Origin of the sequence: Bacillus sp. UNC125MFCrub1.1, assembly GCF_000701305.1 — a bacterium.
Classification (GTDB): domain Bacteria; phylum Bacillota; class Bacilli; order Bacillales; family Bacillaceae; genus Bacillus; species Bacillus altitudinis.
In genome coordinates this window covers 528,041-545,730 of sequence record NZ_JNIG01000009.1, presented here as the reverse complement: position 1 = coordinate 545,730, position 17,690 = coordinate 528,041, and the positions used below count along the sequence as shown (strand labels likewise).

Sequence of the window (17,690 nt, the reverse complement as noted above, 5' to 3'; positions counted from 1 at the left end):
TTTACTCTCCTTGTCTTTTGAGATTTTTTGTCTTGGCTGTTTTCGGTCTCGATTTAAATAGCCCTATTGGTAAACGAACGTACGTATCTTTTAAATCTGAAAACGGTGAAGACAAAACAGGTGTGAAATAGTCAAAACCAAAGGTCTTTAGCTGCATCAAGTGACAAAGTACAAATAAATAACACATGATGAGGCCGTATAATCCAAACATGGCTGAACTGAAGATCGCCATAAACCGCAGGATGCGTAAGGGAAAGCTGAAATCATATGATGGAGCAGTAAAATCGGCTAGTGCCGTCAGAGACACAATAATCACCATTAAAGCACTGACAATATTGGCTTGGACAGCCGCCTGTCCAATAATGACGCCGCCAATCAGTCCAATCGTCTGCCCAATCGCCCTAGGAAGACGAAGTCCAGCTTCCCGCAGCAGTTCAATCGTAAACGACATCAAAATGGCTTCCACTACAGGAGGAAAGGGCACATTTTGCCGGCTGCCTGCGATGGTAAGTGCCATTCGTGTTGGTAATAAACCAGGATGATAGGAAACAAGGGCGATATAGAGTCCCGGTAAAAAGATCGTCAAAAGCACGGCAATATAACGGAGCAAACGCAAAAGAGTCGCACTTGTCCATCTTTGATAATAATCCTCCGGTGATTGCATCAAGGCAGTGAGAGTCATCGGCATAATGAGGGCAAAGGGCGTCCCATCGAGCAAAATAGACACCTTTCCTTCTAGCACAGAGGCAATCACCCGATCAGGACGTTCTGTATTTTGAATCTGCGGAAAAATAGAGACATGACTGTCTTCAATCAGCTGTTCTATGTAGCCGCTCTCAGGAATATCATCCATTTTGATTTGCTTCATACGAGAGAATACATCATCTACTAGTTTGGGGTCTGCGATATCACGAACATACACAAGAGCAGCAGATTTCTTGTTACGAGTACCTATGTTCACCTTTTGAATGACAAGATTCGGATCGTTTGCCCGTTCACGAAGCAATGCCGTGTTTTTTTCAAGATTCTCAATGAATCCAATCCTTGGTCCTCTAACAAGGACTTCTGATTGCGGCTCCTCTACTTCTCTAAATTGAAAAAGATTCGTATGGAGCGCAAGCGCTTGAGTGGCCCTATCCACAAATAAAATAGCCCTGCCGCTGTATAACTGCTCGATGGCAAGGTTCATATCTTCCAGCACATCATTTTGAATACCAAAGAACGTTTTAGAAAGGGAAGAAAGTGTGGTGTGGTCGACCTCGGTAATGGTCAGTTCCTTTTGCATAGGTGAAATGATTTGTTTGGAAAGCATCTCAAATTCTGTGAGTCCTTCAACGTACACGAGACATGCAGAGACAGCGGAAGGACCAAATGAAAAAGAGTGGAACACGATATCATCACTTTTGCCGGCAAAGCTTTTGACACGCTGAATGACGGACTCTATATCTTGTTCAATACGACTTTTCATAATACCTCACCCTCATGTCTTTTTTTATAGAGTGACTCGAAAGGAGAAGAATTATGCAAATAGAAAAAAGAGAATCCCCTAAAATAGGAATTCTCTTCACATGTTTATCTCGCCAGCCAGCCGCCATCTACGGCTAAAATATGACCGTTCATATAATCAGAGGCAGGGGAGCTGAGAAAGACGGCGGCACCTGCTAGATCTTCAGGCCGTCCCCAGCGTCCAGCGGGGATTCGTTTCAGAATCTCTTCATTCCGGTTCGCATCGTCACGAATGGCTTGCGTGTTATTGGTTGCAATATAACCAGGCGCGATCGCATTGACCTGAATATGCTGACTTGCCCATTCATTTGCAAAAGCTTTCGTCAAACCTGCGACAGCATGCTTACTTGCTGTATAAGCGGGAACAAAGACACCACCTTGAAATGATAGAAGGGAAGCGATATTGACAATTTTCCCTTGCCCTTTTTTCAGCATCTGCTGTCCGACCTTTTGCGTGAGGAAAAAGAGACTGTTGATATTCACATCCATCACAGTATGCCAGTTTTCCTCTGAATATTGAGCGGCCTCTTCTCTTTTAATGGTCCCAGCATTATTGATTAAAATATCAATTGAATGCTGCTTTAAAAGGGCATCAACATCCCTCTTTGCGGACTTAGGATCTGAAAAGTCTACTTGAATCGCATGAAATGATCTGCCGGTCTGTTCGACAAGTTCTTTTGTTTCATCAAGCGGCGTATGGTGGTAGGTGCCGATGATATCTGCACCTGAACGGGCAAGCGCTACGGCAATCCCTTGCCCAATACCAGTTCCAGGACCTGTGACAAGAGCTGTTTTGCCTTCGAGGGAAAAGAGGGACGCTACATATGATGTCGTCGTCATCTCATTACCTCAGCTGGTCCATCGGGACAAAGTCCATATCTTTAAACGTATAGTTTTCTCCCGCCATTGCCCAAATAAATGAATAATTTGCTGTACCTGAGCCTGAATGAATGGACCAGGCAGGTGAGATGACGGCTTCTTCATTTGCCACAACGAGATGTCTCGTTTCAGATGGCTCCCCCATAAAATGAAAGACACGTGCGTCTTCCTCTATATCAAGATATAAGTACACTTCCATCCGCCGGTCATGTATATGAGCAGGCATCGTGTTCCATGTGTTATTGGTTTCAAGCTGAGTGATGCCCATCATAAGCTGGCAGCTTTGGATGCCGTCTGCATGAATGACCTGATACAGATTCCGTACGTTCGAGGCGGATGCTTCCCCTAAATGATTCGGTGTTAATTCAGCAATCGCAGCCTTTTGTGTCGGATACGCTCTATGAGCTGTGGCTGACACAAGATAAAATTTGGCCTGCTCACCTGATGAACTAGCAAACTGTACATGTTCGTGTCCAAGTCCAATATATAAGAAATCTTTATGCTCCAGCACAAATGACTCACCATCGACTGTAACCGTACCTTGGCCGCCGACATTCACAATGCCAATTTCCCGTCTTTCAAGGAAATATTCTGTACGTAAAAAGTCGCCGGCATCTAGCTTGATCGGTTCTGATGTCGGCATAACACCGCCAATCACCACACGGTCCTCATGCGAATAATATAGCTTCAATTCACCACTGACAAAGAGTGTCGGAATATGAAAATGACGACGAAGTTCCTCTGTTGTAAAACGCTTGACCTGCTCAGGATGTACAGCATAACGATTTTCCATTTGAGATAAGCCTCCCTTTCCATCTGAAACATATGATTGTTTTATTTGGTATCGGTTTCAAGGAAAATTCTAGAGGAAAAAGAGAGCGGCGTCAACCGTTAATTTGAAATCGCTTTCTTTATTTGTATAAAAGCTTTTTTTTCTTCATGTTCATGAAAAAAATCTTCTGATACAGTTCAACTTGTGGTATGCTTTTTTTAAGTTTATTTGAAATCGGTTTCGAAATGAATAAGAAGATCGATCTTGGGAGTTTTTTGTATGAAAGAGAAAAAGCAAACGAAAGTCACCATTAACGAAGTTGCAGCATATGCAGGTGTCTCAAAATCAACGGTATCCAGATACATCAATGGCAGAACAAATGAGATTTCTCCTGAAAAGGTAAAAAAGATTAAAAAAGCCATTGAGGAGCTCCATTACCGTCCGAGTCAGCTTGCCCAAGGATTGAAAGTAAGAAAGAGCAAGGTCATTGGTTTTATTGTGGCTGATATTACGAATCCATTCTCTGTTGCGACACTTCGTGGTGTGGAAGAGATTTGTGATGAATATGGATACAGCATCATGGTGTGCAACACAGATAATCGTCCGGAAAAAGAACGAGAAATGCTTCTGAAGCTGAATGCGCATTATATTGAAGGGCTGATCATTAATACGACCGGTCAAAACAATGACATTTTGCAAGACTTTAAGCAAAACGGTGTACCGATTGTTCTTGTTGACCGTAAGTTACCTGAACTCAAGGTCGATACCGTCACAACGAATAACCGTGACATCACGGCTCGTCTACTTCATCAAATGTATGAAAAAGGCTACGAACATATCGCTTTCTTTACTGAGCCGGTCGATGGGATTAGTCCTCGTGAAGAACGAAAAGAAGCCTATGAACAGACGGCGATGAGTCAACATAAGAAACCTATGATTGCAGAAATCAATTTGAAGCAAAAGGAACAAATGCGAGATGAGATTTGTCGTTTTTTACAATCAAACCATCAGAAAAAAGCGATTTTAGCAGGCAATGGATTACTCATGCTGAAGCTCATCAGTGAACTCGTCGATCTTGGGGTGAAGATTCCTGATGAGATAGGCATTGCCGGATTTGATGATACAGAATGGTATAAGCTGATTGGGCCAGGCATCACTACGGTGGCGCAGCCATCTCATGAGATGGGGAAAGCGGCGATGCAAAAAATCAAGACGCGTCTTGAAGGGGATAAGAGTGCACCCCAGACCATTCAACTTGATGGTGAAATCATTGTGAGAAAATCTTTATAAACGTCAGGCAGAGAAGAGTATACATACGTGCATGCTCTCTCTTTTTCAACTGTTTTGAAACCGGTACCAAGAAAGGGGAGAAATCAGTGAAAGCATTGGATGTGATCACATTTGGGGAATCAATGGCGATGTTTTATGCAAAAGAAATTGGCGAGCTTCACCAAGTGCATACGTTTCAAAAAGCACTTGCTGGTGCAGAGAGTAATGTTGCGGTCGGCTTGGCAAGATTAGGCTTTAGCGTTGGCTGGATGAGCAAGGTCGGGGCGGACTCACTTGGTACATTTATTTTAGAAGAGCTTCAAAAAGAAGGGGTCGATACGAAGGCAGTACTCCGTTCAAATGATGGAGCCAAAACAGGGATATTGCTTAAATCAAAAGTCATCGATGGAGACCCTGATGTGACGTACTACCGAAAAGACTCTGCTGCGAGTACATTGAACCCAAGCGATTTCCCGTCCACTTATTTTCAGCAGGCAGGACATCTTCATATGACCGGAATCCCGCCTGCTGTGTCTAGTGAAATGAGAGCGTTTTCTTTTCATGCCCTTAAAGAAATGAAGAAAGCAGGAAAAACCATTTCCTTTGACCCGAACCTGAGACTTCAACTATGGGAAGAGGAAGAAGACATGATTCATACGGTGAATCAGATGGCTGCTCAAGTAGATTGGTTTTTCCCAGGGCTTGCAGAAGGTCAAAGACTCACGGGGTGTCATGAGCCGGAAGCAATTGCGGATGTTTATTTACAAAAAGGCGTCAAGCTTGTGGTCATTAAACTGGGAGCGGAAGGAGCCTATTTCAAAAGTGCATCCGGCCAAGGTGTAGTGGATGGTTTCCATGTGTCTCATGTCGTGGATACAGTCGGAGCTGGTGATGGATTTGCAGTGGGAGTGATGAGCGGTCTGCTGGACGGATTATCATATGAAAAATCGGTGACAAGAGGCAATGCCATTGGAGCACTTGCAGTCATGTCCCCAGGAGATCACGAGGGACTGCCGACTCGGGAAGAGCTTCAGGCATTTATAAAAGAAGCCAAACGATATCAAAGGCGACACGATATGAAGGGAGATGAGAGGTATGGGAAAGTCAGCAAGTATGAGCGTTAAAGAGAAGCTCGCAGCTTGTAAACTCATTGCGGTGGTCAGAGCAGGTAGTGAAGCAGACGGGATAGAGATGATTGGTCGTTTAAAGAAAAAAGGGGTGCGGGCCATCGAAGTGACATATACCACGCCCAATGCAGAGCGGATCATTGCATCTTACAAACATGACCACGACTTGATTGTCGGAGCCGGAACGATTACAACGCTTGAGCAGGCACAATCAGCCATTGAAGCCGGCTCTCAATTTATCGTCAGCCCGGGATACCTTCCTGTCATCGGAGAGCACCTATCTTTTCACGATACACTTTACGTTCCTGGTGTTTTGACCCCGAGTGAAATTATGCAAGCAAAAGCAAATGGATACAGCGTGTTAAAGCTTTTTCCGAGCGGCTCTTTCGGTTTGTCTTATATGAAAAATTTGCAAGGCCCGTTTCCAGAGATTGAGTTCATCCCAACAGGAGGCATTCATCCAGTCGATGTGCCAAAGTGGCTTGAAGCAGGAGCCGTGGCAGTAGGTGTCGGCAGCCAGCTTGAAAGCAGTACAGCAGAAGAATTACAGGCTGTTCTTTCTTCCACCATCATGTAGTTCACATAAACAACCGGCGGATGACTGCCGGTTGTTTGTTCGTTTATCTGACATAAAAGATGGGAAGGCACTTCTTTTCACGTAAAATGAGCATAAAGGAGAGGTCGATATGTACATTCAACAAGATGAACTAAAAGATGGTCAAATTGAACAATTGATTCAAGCTCATTTAGAAGAGATGAAAAAACATTCACCGCCAGAAAGCATTCATGCCCTTCCGTTAGACGATCTGAAAAAACAAGATGTCACAGTATGGAGTGCAAGGGATGGCGAGGTGCTTCTTGGCTGCGGAGCCATCAAGGAGCTATCGAGTGAACATGGTGAACTCAAATCGATGAGGACGGCAGCAGCCCATATGCGAAAAGGCGTGGCGAAGCATCTGTTGACCCACCTTCTCCAAGAGGCGAAGCGGCGGGGGTATAAAAGAGTCAGCCTTGAAACAGGTGCGATTGCTTTCTTTGAACCAGCAAGAAGATTATATGAGAGCTTTGGATTTCAATATTGTCCGCCTTTTGGTTCATACCAAGAAGATCCAAACAGTTTATTTATGACAAAGGAATTATAGAGGTCGAGAGAGTATGCTTTTATAAGCAGCTCTTTTTTTATGCGGCAACAATGGAAGGAGGCGGATGTGAATGAAAAGGTCGAAGTTGTTCGGAATAGGCGCATTTCTCACATTTTGTGTCGTATCTGTTCTTTTTTTATCTGTATTAGGTCAAGATTTAGTTAAAATTGAAAGCGCTTCCGATGAGGCGGTATCAACTTACCAATATCACTTTGTTCTTGTACCGGAGGAACTTGATAATGAATATTGGCAATTGGTGCAAAAGGGAGCTGCTGATGCGGCGGAAGTTCATCGGGTGTATCTTGAATACCTAGGTCCAAAGCAGGCTGATTTGGATGATCACCTGAAAACCATTGATATGGCGATTGCTGGTCATGTGGATGGCATTATGACGCAAGGACTTGATGCAAAGAGATACAAACCGCTCTTTCAAAAAGCAAGAGAGAAAGGTATAGATGTCGTCACAGTCGATACCGATGCAGAGGGGAGCAAGCGTCAAGTGTATGTCGGAACAGATAACTATTATTCTGGCTTTATCGCCGGACAGGCACTCATCGCCGATACAAAAGGTGAACAGTATGTGGGCATTGTGACGGGACGGCTTGATGCGATTCACCAGAAGCTTCGCGTGAAGGGGTTTCGAGATGCCGTTTCTGGTGAGAAACGCATTCATATTGCTGGAATAGAAGAGTCGGCGATTACGAAATCAGGTGCTTCCGGTGCTGCGTATAAATTGTTAAATGATCATACGCAGCTCACCGCATTTTATGGAACAAGTGCATTAGACGGTGTCGGCATTATTCAAGCAACAGAGCAATATCATTCGTCTAAAGATGTTTATGTGCTCGCATTTGATACTCTGCCTGATACGATTCAAGCGCTGGATGATGGGGAAATTGATGCAGTGGTTGTACAGCACCCTTATGAAATGGGCTATCAAGCGGTTGAATCTCTTGTTCGTTTGCAACAAGGGGATAAACAAGAACCGCTGCAGTACACAGGGACGAGTGTGATTCGGCGAGGAGACCTGCCCCTTCATCAAACGGAAAGACCACAGGGGGTTCAGCCATGAAGAGAATTCGAAGTAAGTTATTATTGGCTTTTTTAATTCTTGTGCTCCTTGGCAATGTGGCCGCTTTTTTTGTGTATTGGAGCAGTTCAAAAATCACATCAGAATATAGCAAGAGCTTTCGTTCCTTTCTCCTGCTGAATGATATTTCGACAGAGGCAAAAACGATGTATGAAAAGGTCAACGCCTTTGCCATCGAAAAGGATCAGGCGTTTGCCAAGGGCTATGCTGAATCAAAACAGAAAATGACATCATATGACCAAGCATTACTCAAAGATGCAGGGCTTCATGCCGCCATCCCCTCCATTGAAAAATATCAATATATGATGCGGACGCTCATAAACGAAAGTGATGCGACAATGAATCATGTCAAAAAAGGGAAAATCAAAGAATATGCTGCAGGTGTGAAGGAAGTAAGAACCGTGTCCTCTTATATCCAAGAACAGACAATGACTCTTTTGGATGATGAATTATCTGAGTATCAAGTACTCTACCAATCCCTTCAAAAAAGACATCAAACGTATGCGCTTTTTACTCTATGTCTGTTTACATTATCGATAGGCATCGCTTTATGGATGGCCTATATCATTGCGGGTGGAATTTCAAGACCGATCGTTCATCTGTCTCGAAGTGCCAAAGAAGTATCAGAAGGAAATTTTGATGGTCCGAATTTGCATGTGTCATCAAAGGACGAAATCTCTGTGTTAAATCATGCCTTTGAGCGAATGCGGCGAGAGATGAAGGTCATGATTGAAGAGATGAAACAAAAGGCCGCTTTAGATCAGAAAATTAAAGACATGAAGCTGAAAACACTACAAAACCAAATGAATCCACATTTTTTATTTAATACATTAAACATCGTTTCACGTATGGCGTACTTAGAATCAGCTGATGCGACATCGAGATTGATACAATCCGTTTCTACGCTGATGCGGTATTCGCTATCTCCTCTCAGCGCATCTGTTACGTTAGAACAAGAAGTGAAAGTGGTAAAAGAATATTTTCATATACAAGAAACAAGATTTTCCGATCGTATTACATGCAAAACGACCATAGATGAGTCGTGTCTATCTGTTCACATTCCGAGCCTTACATTGCAGCCGCTTGTCGAAAATGCCTTTATTCATGGGGTAGAACCAAAAGAGGAGGGTGGGCTTGTAGAGCTCTCTATTGATCGAGATGATGGCTTTGTCATGATTCGGATTCGGGATAATGGACTTGGCATCAGTGATCAAGAGAAAAAGAGATTGCTATCGCAAGAGGAAGAAGATCTTTCAGACACACGTAGTAAAGGTCACTCGACAGGAATTGGACTTCGAAATGTGATGTCGAGGCTGCGTTTGTTTTACGGAGTGCAGGATGCCCTTCAAATTGATTCAAAGCCAAACGAAGGGACCACTATTCAATTGACAATACCAATCAAGGAGGAACGAGCATGCTGAACGTGCTGATTGTGGATGATGAAAAAATTGAACGAATGGCGATGCGTAAGTTCATGACCGAATGGCTGCCAGACTGTCATATTGCAGGGGAAGCTGCGAATGGAAAAAAGGCGGTGGAATTGGCGCGGTCTAAGCCAATTGACCTTGTGCTCATGGATATTCAAATGCCAGGCATGGATGGACTCACAGCGATCAAACAGATCAAAGCAAGCTGTCCTCATACTAAATTTATTATGCTGACAGCCTACGATACGTTTGATTATGCCAAGCAAGCCATGCAGGAAGGGGTCAAACAATACCTTGTCAAACCAGCTGATAAAGACGAAACCATTACAGCGATTCGTTCTGTTGCGGCAGAAATTCAGCAGGAGGTCTCCCTGCGGCAGGCGGAGAAAGTCAATCAGCAGTCAAAATGGCTGGAAGCTCATGTGTTAAACGGTCAATCTTATTCCTCCACAGCGTTTGAGCGGCTGTTTCATGATTTTCAAGCAGGTCTAGTGATCGCTGTTCAGCGGACAGGTGGGGATCAACTCCTGAATCATTTGCAGGAGTCTGCTCTTTTTCAAGCAGTGCCTATCAAAGTGAGCGGTGAGCTGTTTACATGCTTGATTTACAGCCGTCAATCACCTGGTCATCTAAAGGCGAATGTACTGCAAGCCATTCGCGCTGCTATGACAAGCGAACGGCATTCCCCTGTCATTGTTGGCATGGGTCATCCTGTCTCAAATCCACTTCAACTTCAGAAAAGTGCGGCAGAAGCGAAGCTTTCCTATTATCAGCGAAAAAAAGATGACGGTGCGGTTCGTTATGGCTTTTACTATACAGATAGACAACCTTACGTATTGATCAACTTGCCTGAGCTTGCCGATGACATGATGCTGGCACTAGAAGAAGGGAGAAGAGATGATGCTCTTGCTTACTATGATGCCTTCCAATTAGAAGGGGCAACCATTTCTCATGTGAAAGAGCTGCTCATTTTACTCAAATCACGACTTCGTGCAGATGTGCCGATTCTAGCTATCACCACAGAAACAGAATGCCGCCAATGCTGTGAACATTTATTTGATCTGTATGAAGCAAGAACCCAGACGGTGAATGATATAGAACGGGCGAAACGATACATTCAAACACATTTTTGCGAACATATTACGCTGGAGCAAACGGCCGCCTATGTTGATTTAAGCCCGACGTATTTCACCAAACGCTTTAAAGATGAGACAGGTCTGACGTTTAAAGAATATGTGACGATCTGTAGGATGGATAAAATGAAGAAGCTACTGAAAGAGAGTTCGCTTAGTTTAAAAGAAATCACCTATCAAGCTGGATATACTGATCCAAATTACGTCAGTCGTGTGTTTAAAAAAATGATTGGCTGTTCACCGAAGGAATATCGAAAACAGGTCGTAAAAAAATGAAGAATTTCATAAAAAAGTGAAGAAGTTTGCCTGAAAAAAGGCAAGGATCTGCCAGTATACTTATTTTGATAACGCTTACAAAATAGAGATGGGGGATCCATGATGAAGTTTAAATTAGGCTTTACTTTATTGGCACTCTGTATGCTGGTCGTCTCTGCTTGCAGTTCATCGACGAACTCAGATGCAAAAAAAGAGGGCGGAGCGGAGAAACTAGAAATTTTCTCTTGGTGGACTGGTGCAGGTGAGGAAGACGGGCTGAAGGCACTCATTCAATTGTTTGAAGAGAAAAATAAAGACATTCCAATTGAAAATGCAGCTGTCGCTGGTGGCGCTGGTACGAATGCAAAGGCTGTTCTAACAAGCCGGATGCAAGGAGATGATCCGCCAGCTACTTTCCAAGTACACGGGGGAGCAGAGCTGAATGAGAGCTGGGTAGCCGCAGGTAAAATGGAGCCGCTGGATGACCTTTATGAGAAAGAAGGCTGGAAGGATAAATTTCCAGAATCACTGATTGACCTTGTGAGCAAAGACGGGAAAATCTATTCCGTTCCAGTGAATATTCATAGAGGCAATGTGCTTTGGTATAACAAAAAAGTATTTGAAGATCAGGGCTTAGAACCGCCAACGACGTTTGATGAATTTTTCAAAACAGCCGATGCCTTAAAGAAAAAAGGGATTACTCCACTTGCGCTTGGGGATAAAGAACCTTGGGCAGCGACTCATTTGTTTGAAAGCGTTCTTCTAGGTGTACTAGGTGCAGATGACTATCAAAAACTTTGGGCGGGCGACTTAAAAATGGATGATGCAAAAGTGAAGGAAGCGGCAGACATCTTTGGACGTATGCTCGAATACGTCAACGACGATCATAGCTCGCGTAACTGGCAGGATGCCTCACAGCTCGTGGCAAAAGGGGAAGCTGCAATGAATGTCATGGGCGACTGGGCAAAAGGATACTTTGTAAATGATCTAGATTTGAAGGTAAATAAAGACTTTGGATACGTGGCAACTCCTGGTACGGAGGGTAGCTTTATGGTTATCACGGATACATTCGGACTGCCGAAGGGTGTCAAACAGCCAGAAAACGTAAAAAAATTCTTATCTGTCTTAGGATCTGTGGAAGGACAGGATGCGTTTAATCCGCTGAAAGGGTCAATACCGGCACGTGTGGATGCAGACGTATCGAAATATGATGAATACGGAAAATCAGCAATGAAGGCGTTTAAAGAGTCAAAGCTGGCACCGTCTCTTGCGCATGGCTCAGCTGCTGAAGAAGGTTTTGTCACGAAGGCGAACCAAGCCGTCAATATTTTTGTGACACAAAAAGACAGCAGCCAGTTCGTTTCTTCTTTAAAAGATTCAATGAAATAAAGATGAAAGAGGCGGCCGTTAGGCACCGCCTCTTTTTTAAAAAAAGGAGTGTAGCTTCATGCGCATGGACACATCGCCGATCACAAAAACACCAGCAGCAAAAGTGAAACGTGTTCGGAAAAAATGGAATGGAGACCAGCTGCTTGCCCTGCTATTTTTAGCACCGTCAGCTGTTTTATTATTCATTTTTGTTTATGGATTTATTGGCTGGACAGGATATGTTTCATTATCGAACTGGACCTCGCTTGTTCCTGATTTTTCTTTCGCAGGTATGAAAAATTATGTCATGCTGTTTCAAGATTTTCGCTTTCAGTCAGATCTTCGAAACACGGTCTTTTTTACATTATTCTTTATTGGAGCAGTCATTGCTTCTGGGCTTGTACTGGCCATTTTACTAGACCAGAAGATCAAGGGGGAATCACTTTTTCGGAATCTCTTTTTCTTTCCGATGGCCCTTTCTTTTGTTGTCACAGGTGTTGTGTGGCAATGGATCCTAAATCCATCAACTGGGGTGAATCTGTTTTTAAAAACTCTCGGCATCCAGCCCAAGTGGTACACGGATACGAACATTTTAGCTGGATTTGTCTGGGGGAAAATTGAGTTTGGTGTACCGGCAGCAATGATTGCAGTTGTCATCGCTGCTGTGTGGCAGATGACAGGGTTCTCACTTGCGATGTATTTGGCTGGTCTTAGAGGCATTCCAGAGGAAGTGAGAGAGGCTGCTAGAATGGATGGCGCAACCGAGTGGCAAATCTACTGGAAAATCATTTTCCCGCTGTTAAAACCAATCACAGCGAGTGTCGTCATTATTATGGCACATATTTCTTTAAAGATCTTCGATTTGATTTACTCGATGACAGGACCAGGTGCGAACTTTGTCACCGATGTGCCAGGTGTTTATATGTTTGAAATGACCTTTAGAGGAAACCATTATGCAGGTGGTGCCGCCATTGCGATCGTTATGCTGATTTCTGTTGCGGTCTTTATCGTGCCGTATCTCCTGTCTAGCCGGAAGGGGGCTTCATCATGACCGCAAGAGGGTTTGTCCGTCCAGTTCTTTATGCTTTATTAATACTGTGCAGTTTGTTTTTTCTCATGCCTGTTTATGTCATGCTCGTCACAAGCTTAAAGCCATTAGGTGAAGTGACCCTTGAGCGAATGTGGTCGCTTCCATCTACACTAGATTTCTCAAGCTACAAAATCGCTTTTGAAAAGTTATCACCCAATTTAATGAACTCTCTTTATCTAGTCATTCCTGCTACCTTATTGTCAGCTGTATTAGGTGCGATGAATGGCTATGTGCTGTCTAAATGGCGCTTTAAAGGATCAGAAGTGGTGTTTACCTTCATGTTGTTCGGTATGTTTATTCCATACCAAAGTATCCTCATTCCACTTATTCAATTTTTACGTGAAATCGGCTTGTATAACTCTATTCCGGGACTTGTGCTTGTCCATGTCGTATATGGCCTGCCAATTACAACACTCATGTTCCGCAATTTCTACGTGAGCATTCCTGATGAAATGATTGAATCAGCGAAGATGGATGGGGCCGGATTTATCGGGATCTTCAGACATATGATTCTGCCACTTTCCATCACAGGGTTTGTTGTGGTTGCCATTTGGCAGTTCACAAATGTGTGGAATGAGTTTCTATTTGCGGTTACTATGACCACGGCAGAGAATCAGCCGGTCATGGTTGCGTTGCAAAATTTATCAGGCAGTCAAATTGTGCAATGGAATGTTCAAATGGCAGGTGCCATCTTGGCTGCGCTGCCGACACTTTTGGTCTATATTCTACTCGGAAAATACTTTGTGAAAGGGCTTCTTGCAGGCTCTGTCAAAGGGTAAATTGATTTTCTTGTTATCGTTTTCATTCGGTGTACTGAAAGGATTGACTTCTCTTTAGATAGCGTCATAATAAAAGTTGAGACTTGCTAGTTTTCATCATGCTAGGCAAGGATTATCAAAGGGTAGCAAAGGGAGGAGTCATCCTGAATGAAGCAGTCACCAATTTTTTTACTGCCTGAATTGAAGGAGAGAATATGGGGAGGTACAGCCTTAAGGGATCAATTTGGCTATGATATTCCTTCTGATCAAACGGGAGAATGCTGGGCAATTTCTGCTCATCCAAACGGACCAAGTGTCGTGCAAGACGGTCCATATAAAGGGAAAACGCTGATCGAACTATGGGACAATCACAGAGAATTGTTTGGGGGAATAGAAGGCGATCGCTTCCCGCTCTTAACCAAAATTTTAGATGCAAACCAAGATTTATCCGTTCAAGTTCATCCAGATGATGATTATGCGGAAAGACATGAAAATGGCGAGCTTGGGAAAACAGAGTGCTGGTATATCATTGACTGCAAAGAAGGCGCAGAAATGATCTATGGTCATAATGCAAGGACGAGAACTGAGCTTGTGACCATGATGAACAGCGGAGATTGGGAAGGCCTTTTGCGGCGAGTGAAAATTAAGCCGGGCGATTTTTATTATGTGCCAAGCGGTACCATTCATGCGCTATGTGAAGGCACACTGGTTCTTGAAACGCAGCAAAGTTCAGATACGACCTATCGGGTGTATGATTATGAACGAAAAGACCAAAATGGCCATGAACGTGAACTTCACTTCACGCAGGCTATTGATGTTACCACGGTTCCTCATGTAGACGGTTATGCAGATGAATCAGTAGAAACTCGTCCAGGGGTGACCATTAGAACATTTGTAGAGGCAGAATATTTCTCTGTGTATAAATGGGAAATTGATCAAAAAGTAGAGCTATCGCAAGATTATCCGTTTTTGCTGTGCAGCGTTATTAATGGGGAAGGGTCCTTAGAGCATAATGGACATACATATCCGCTACCAAAAGGAGCTCATTTTATCCTGCCGGCTGAAACTGGGAACTTCACCATTGAAGGATCTTGTGAACTGATTGTGTCACATATATAAAGATAAAGAGGACTTCGAGGGAGTCCTCTATTTTTCTATTGCATAAAGGACTTGAAAGAGACTTGTTTTTGTCGATAAAGAGATTAGTAGACTATTATGCAAAGTTAAGAGAGGGACAGGGACCGTGAAAAAAACCATCAAGATTATGTTACTCGCAGCTGCCTTTGGTATGACATTACACACAGGCAAAGAAGCGCAAGCAGCCTCCTATGTCGATCAATCCATTTATACGATTAGCACCTCAAAAGTATTTACAACAGAAGCAGAAGTGAAAAAAGCGGTTGACACGTTGAAAAAGGATAAGAAGTGGACAGCCACTTATCAAACGTCAGGAAATACATCGACTTATCAACTGACTGCCTCAGGATATGACTCACAAGCAGCAGCGAGTGCAAGTGCCGCTGCATTAAAAAAAGAGTTAGGCATGAGCAGTACGGTGTCTCCAGTAGGTGACCGCCTTCCTTTACAGAAAATCGTATCTGATCCAATCAACGATGAAAGTCAGGCGAAAAAACTGACGCTCGAGCTGACGAAAACATCAGGACTCAATAGCACGTATGAAGCTATCAATCAAAGCAGACCATCATATCAGGTCATATCAGGAGCCATTGATTCTGAAACGAAAGTCAAAAATATTCAAACCGAACTACAAAAACAGGCTGGAGTCACTAGTACATATCAAACCGAAAACAAAGCTGGCACCGTGTATCAGCTGATCTCAGGCAATATGGTCGGACAGAGTAAGGCAAATACCATCCTGCAAGGTTTTCAAAAGGAATCTGGTTTAAAAGCAGTACTCCAAACGGTAGCAGCAGGCAAACCGTATTACATCGTCACATCTGCTGCACAAACGAATCAGTCTAAAGCGCAAACCCTTCTGACCCAGCTGCAAAAAGAAGCGAAAATCAGCGGAAAGATTCAGAAGGCTGGAGCTGTTAAAAATGTATATAGCATGGAATCAGGCTATTTCAAAGACAGTAAGCAAGCAGCCTCAGCGGCGGCTCAGATTAAGAAACAAGCTGGTGCGTCAGGTACTGTGCAGCGAGTAGGAAAAACGAAAAATTATATCGTAAAGCTCAATCAATTAAATGACACAACTTACGCAAAAACAGTTGCCTTTTTCAAGAAAAAGAAATGGCGCTATACATCTAAAAAGATCTCCTCTACACAGCCATATCAAGTAGTGACTGGGAATCTTTTGGGCGATGATCAAGCGAAAAAAGCAACGGCATTTTTCCAAAAGAAAAAAGTATCCGCCACAACGAAAAAAACAGGCAAAGCATCTGACAGCACGTATCGACTTGTTGTGAATCAAGCAACAGATCAGACAAAAGTAAATAAAGGTGCTGCATACTTAAAAGCACAAAAGGTGACAAGCAGCATCACAACAGGCAAGGGACAAGCCGTCAGTAAAGCATACAGCCTAATGACAACCCCTGTATATGATCAAAGCAAAGTAAAGCAAGCGCAAGAGATCATCAAGAAAAATGGAGTTGCCAGCAGTACAAAAACATTAACAGAAGCTGTTAAGCAATACCGTATTACGACAGAGGCGACAGTGAATCAGACAAAACTGAATCAAGCCTTAAGTTATTTAACCAAACAAAAAATGAAAGCAGCCGCTCAAAAAACGGGAGCAACTGATTATGGTCAATATCAGATCAAAACAGGGGTCATTTCGACTGCTACGTTAAGAGATCAAGGCATGACATTCTTCAAAAAGCGAAATGAACCAGCTACTTATACAACAACGACAAAACCGGCATATAAAATCAACATCACACAGCAGTTTACAGGGTTACCAAATGCGAATGCGGCCATTGCTTTTGTGAAAAGCCAATACGGCTGGACAGCCACTGCGACCAAAATCAAAAATGGTCCAATGGTGATGCAGACGAATTATAACCTCACAGTCAATGAGATGGTAAACAAACAAATGAAGGTGTCACCGCAGACAGATGGTGCAGCCTATGTCTATGCGACATATGTAGACCCAGCGACGTCCACAGTGAATACAGACGGGCTAAATGTACGTTCTACACCTGATTCAAGTTCGGCTAGCAACATCGTCGCACAGCTGAACAAAGGGACAAAAGTGAAGCAGCTTGGAAAAGAAGGCAACTGGATCAAGATTAGCCTCGGCTGGAGAAATGCTAGTTCAGCAGAAGTATTAAAATATGTAGACCCAGCGAATATCACAGAGGGCACTCAATCTTATTTTCAATTTCTCAAACTCTCTGAAGCTGCAAATCTCAATCCGACTGAAGTGAATACGAAGATTTTAGCAGGGAAAGGTATTCTTGCCGGAAAAGGACAAGCCTTTATCACAGCAGCGAAAACGTATCATATTAACGAAATTTATCTCATTTCTCATGCGCTGCTTGAAACAGGTAACGGAAATTCCATTTTAGCGAATGGTACGATGTTTAATGGGAAAAAAGTATATAACATGTATGGCATTGGTGCATATGACAGTAACCCGAATTATCTCGGAGCAAAATATGCGTATGAACAGCAATGGTTCACACCAGAGGCAGCCATTATTGGCGGGGCAAAATTCATTGGCAACAGCTACATCAATAATGCCACATACAAACAAGATACCATTTATAAAATGCGCTGGTCTGCGACAGCCACTCACCAATATGCAACAGATATTGGCTGGGCTTCTAAACAGGTCACTCGTATGTATAGTTTGTATAACTTACTTGATAACTATACGCTGTATTATGATATCCCCGTGTATAACAAATAA

At 43.3% G+C, this 17,690-nt stretch carries 15 protein-coding genes; 12 read left to right on the top strand and 3 right to left on the bottom strand.

What is annotated here, in order from left to right; all coding sequences use genetic code 11:
- Position 1 precedes the first annotated feature (1 nt).
- The 3 genes from N521_RS03010 to kduI form a co-directional block, all read right to left on the bottom strand.
- Positions 2–1,468 (bottom strand): spore germination protein, encoded by a 1,467-nt coding sequence (locus N521_RS03010; protein ID WP_035389723.1) that lies wholly within the window; start codon positions 1,466–1,468, stop codon positions 2–4.
- Positions 1,469–1,572: 104 nt separating this feature from the next.
- Complete coding sequence (kduD, locus tag N521_RS03005) at positions 1,573–2,346, bottom strand: 2-dehydro-3-deoxy-D-gluconate 5-dehydrogenase KduD (RefSeq protein WP_007499885.1); 774 nt, start codon at positions 2,344–2,346, stop codon at positions 1,573–1,575.
- A 4-nt stretch (positions 2,347–2,350) separates the two neighbouring features.
- Complete coding sequence (gene kduI / locus N521_RS03000; RefSeq protein WP_017368169.1) at positions 2,351–3,178, bottom strand: 5-dehydro-4-deoxy-D-glucuronate isomerase; 828 nt, start codon at positions 3,176–3,178, stop codon at positions 2,351–2,353.
- 258 nt (positions 3,179–3,436) lie between these two features.
- Between kduI and N521_RS02995 the strand changes: the two genes are divergently transcribed.
- The 12 genes from N521_RS02995 to N521_RS02940 all read left to right on the top strand — a co-directional run bounded on the left by N521_RS02995 (position 3,437) and on the right by N521_RS02940 (position 17,690).
- Positions 3,437–4,447, top strand: a complete 1,011-nt coding sequence (locus tag N521_RS02995; RefSeq protein WP_035389720.1) for a LacI family DNA-binding transcriptional regulator — start codon at positions 3,437–3,439, stop codon at positions 4,445–4,447.
- Positions 4,448–4,533: 86 nt separating this feature from the next.
- Complete coding sequence (locus tag N521_RS02990; protein ID WP_035389719.1) at positions 4,534–5,550, top strand: sugar kinase; 1,017 nt, start codon at positions 4,534–4,536, stop codon at positions 5,548–5,550.
- A complete protein-coding gene (locus N521_RS02985; protein WP_035389717.1) occupies positions 5,522–6,130 on the top strand; it encodes a bifunctional 4-hydroxy-2-oxoglutarate aldolase/2-dehydro-3-deoxy-phosphogluconate aldolase in 609 nt (202 codons plus the stop codon). The genes N521_RS02990 and N521_RS02985 overlap by 29 nt, the downstream gene beginning before the upstream one ends.
- A 109-nt stretch (positions 6,131–6,239) precedes the next feature.
- A complete protein-coding gene (locus tag N521_RS02980; protein ID WP_035389715.1) occupies positions 6,240–6,695 on the top strand; it encodes a GNAT family N-acetyltransferase in 456 nt (151 codons plus the stop codon).
- 70 nt (positions 6,696–6,765) lie between these two features.
- Positions 6,766–7,767 (top strand): sugar-binding protein, encoded by a 1,002-nt coding sequence (locus N521_RS02975; RefSeq protein WP_035389713.1) that lies wholly within the window; start codon positions 6,766–6,768, stop codon positions 7,765–7,767.
- Positions 7,764–9,206: a sensor histidine kinase gene (locus tag N521_RS02970; RefSeq protein ID WP_035389711.1), complete on the top strand. Its 1,443-nt coding sequence runs from the start codon at positions 7,764–7,766 to the stop codon at positions 9,204–9,206. Before N521_RS02975 ends, N521_RS02970 begins: the two co-directional genes overlap by 4 nt.
- The gene (locus N521_RS02965; RefSeq protein WP_035389709.1) at positions 9,200–10,621 is read left to right on the top strand and encodes a response regulator transcription factor; all 1,422 of its coding nucleotides are present in this window, start codon (positions 9,200–9,202) and stop codon (positions 10,619–10,621) included. Before N521_RS02970 ends, N521_RS02965 begins: the two co-directional genes overlap by 7 nt.
- Before the next feature lie 99 nt (positions 10,622–10,720).
- Positions 10,721–11,989 carry an ABC transporter substrate-binding protein gene (locus tag N521_RS02960; RefSeq protein ID WP_035389707.1) on the top strand — a complete coding sequence of 423 codons (1,269 nt, stop codon included), beginning with the start codon at positions 10,721–10,723 and terminating at the stop codon, positions 11,987–11,989.
- A 58-nt stretch (positions 11,990–12,047) separates the two neighbouring features.
- Complete coding sequence (locus N521_RS02955; RefSeq protein WP_024719268.1) at positions 12,048–13,019, top strand: carbohydrate ABC transporter permease; 972 nt, start codon at positions 12,048–12,050, stop codon at positions 13,017–13,019.
- Positions 13,016–13,837 (top strand): carbohydrate ABC transporter permease, encoded by an 822-nt coding sequence (locus N521_RS02950; RefSeq protein ID WP_008343219.1) that lies wholly within the window; start codon positions 13,016–13,018, stop codon positions 13,835–13,837. The genes N521_RS02955 and N521_RS02950 overlap by 4 nt, the downstream gene beginning before the upstream one ends.
- A 147-nt stretch (positions 13,838–13,984) precedes the next feature.
- The gene (manA, locus tag N521_RS02945) at positions 13,985–14,935 is read left to right on the top strand and encodes a mannose-6-phosphate isomerase, class I (RefSeq protein ID WP_007499909.1); all 951 of its coding nucleotides are present in this window, start codon (positions 13,985–13,987) and stop codon (positions 14,933–14,935) included.
- Between the two features lie 124 nt (positions 14,936–15,059).
- Complete coding sequence (locus tag N521_RS02940; protein WP_035389704.1) at positions 15,060–17,690, top strand: N-acetylglucosaminidase; 2,631 nt, start codon at positions 15,060–15,062, stop codon at positions 17,688–17,690.

Coding starts and splice junctions, on each gene's coding strand:
- N521_RS02970 (WP_035389711.1), top strand. CDS start 7,764: ATGAAGAGAATTCGAAGTAAGTTATTATTGGCTTTTTTAATTCTTGTG.
- manA (WP_007499909.1), top strand. CDS start 13,985: ATGAAGCAGTCACCAATTTTTTTACTGCCTGAATTGAAGGAGAGAATA.
- N521_RS02980 (WP_035389715.1), top strand. CDS start 6,240: ATGTACATTCAACAAGATGAACTAAAAGATGGTCAAATTGAACAATTG.
- kduI (WP_017368169.1), bottom strand. CDS start 3,178: ATGGAAAATCGTTATGCTGTACATCCTGAGCAGGTCAAGCGTTTTACA.
- N521_RS02955 (WP_024719268.1), top strand. CDS start 12,048: ATGCGCATGGACACATCGCCGATCACAAAAACACCAGCAGCAAAAGTG.
- N521_RS02985 (WP_035389717.1), top strand. CDS start 5,522: ATGGGAAAGTCAGCAAGTATGAGCGTTAAAGAGAAGCTCGCAGCTTGT.
- N521_RS02975 (WP_035389713.1), top strand. CDS start 6,766: ATGAAAAGGTCGAAGTTGTTCGGAATAGGCGCATTTCTCACATTTTGT.
- N521_RS03010 (WP_035389723.1), bottom strand. CDS start 1,468: ATGAAAAGTCGTATTGAACAAGATATAGAGTCCGTCATTCAGCGTGTC.
- N521_RS02960 (WP_035389707.1), top strand. CDS start 10,721: ATGATGAAGTTTAAATTAGGCTTTACTTTATTGGCACTCTGTATGCTG.
- kduD (WP_007499885.1), bottom strand. CDS start 2,346: ATGACGACGACATCATATGTAGCGTCCCTCTTTTCCCTCGAAGGCAAA.
- N521_RS02950 (WP_008343219.1), top strand. CDS start 13,016: ATGACCGCAAGAGGGTTTGTCCGTCCAGTTCTTTATGCTTTATTAATA.
- N521_RS02995 (WP_035389720.1), top strand. CDS start 3,437: ATGAAAGAGAAAAAGCAAACGAAAGTCACCATTAACGAAGTTGCAGCA.
- N521_RS02965 (WP_035389709.1), top strand. CDS start 9,200: ATGCTGAACGTGCTGATTGTGGATGATGAAAAAATTGAACGAATGGCG.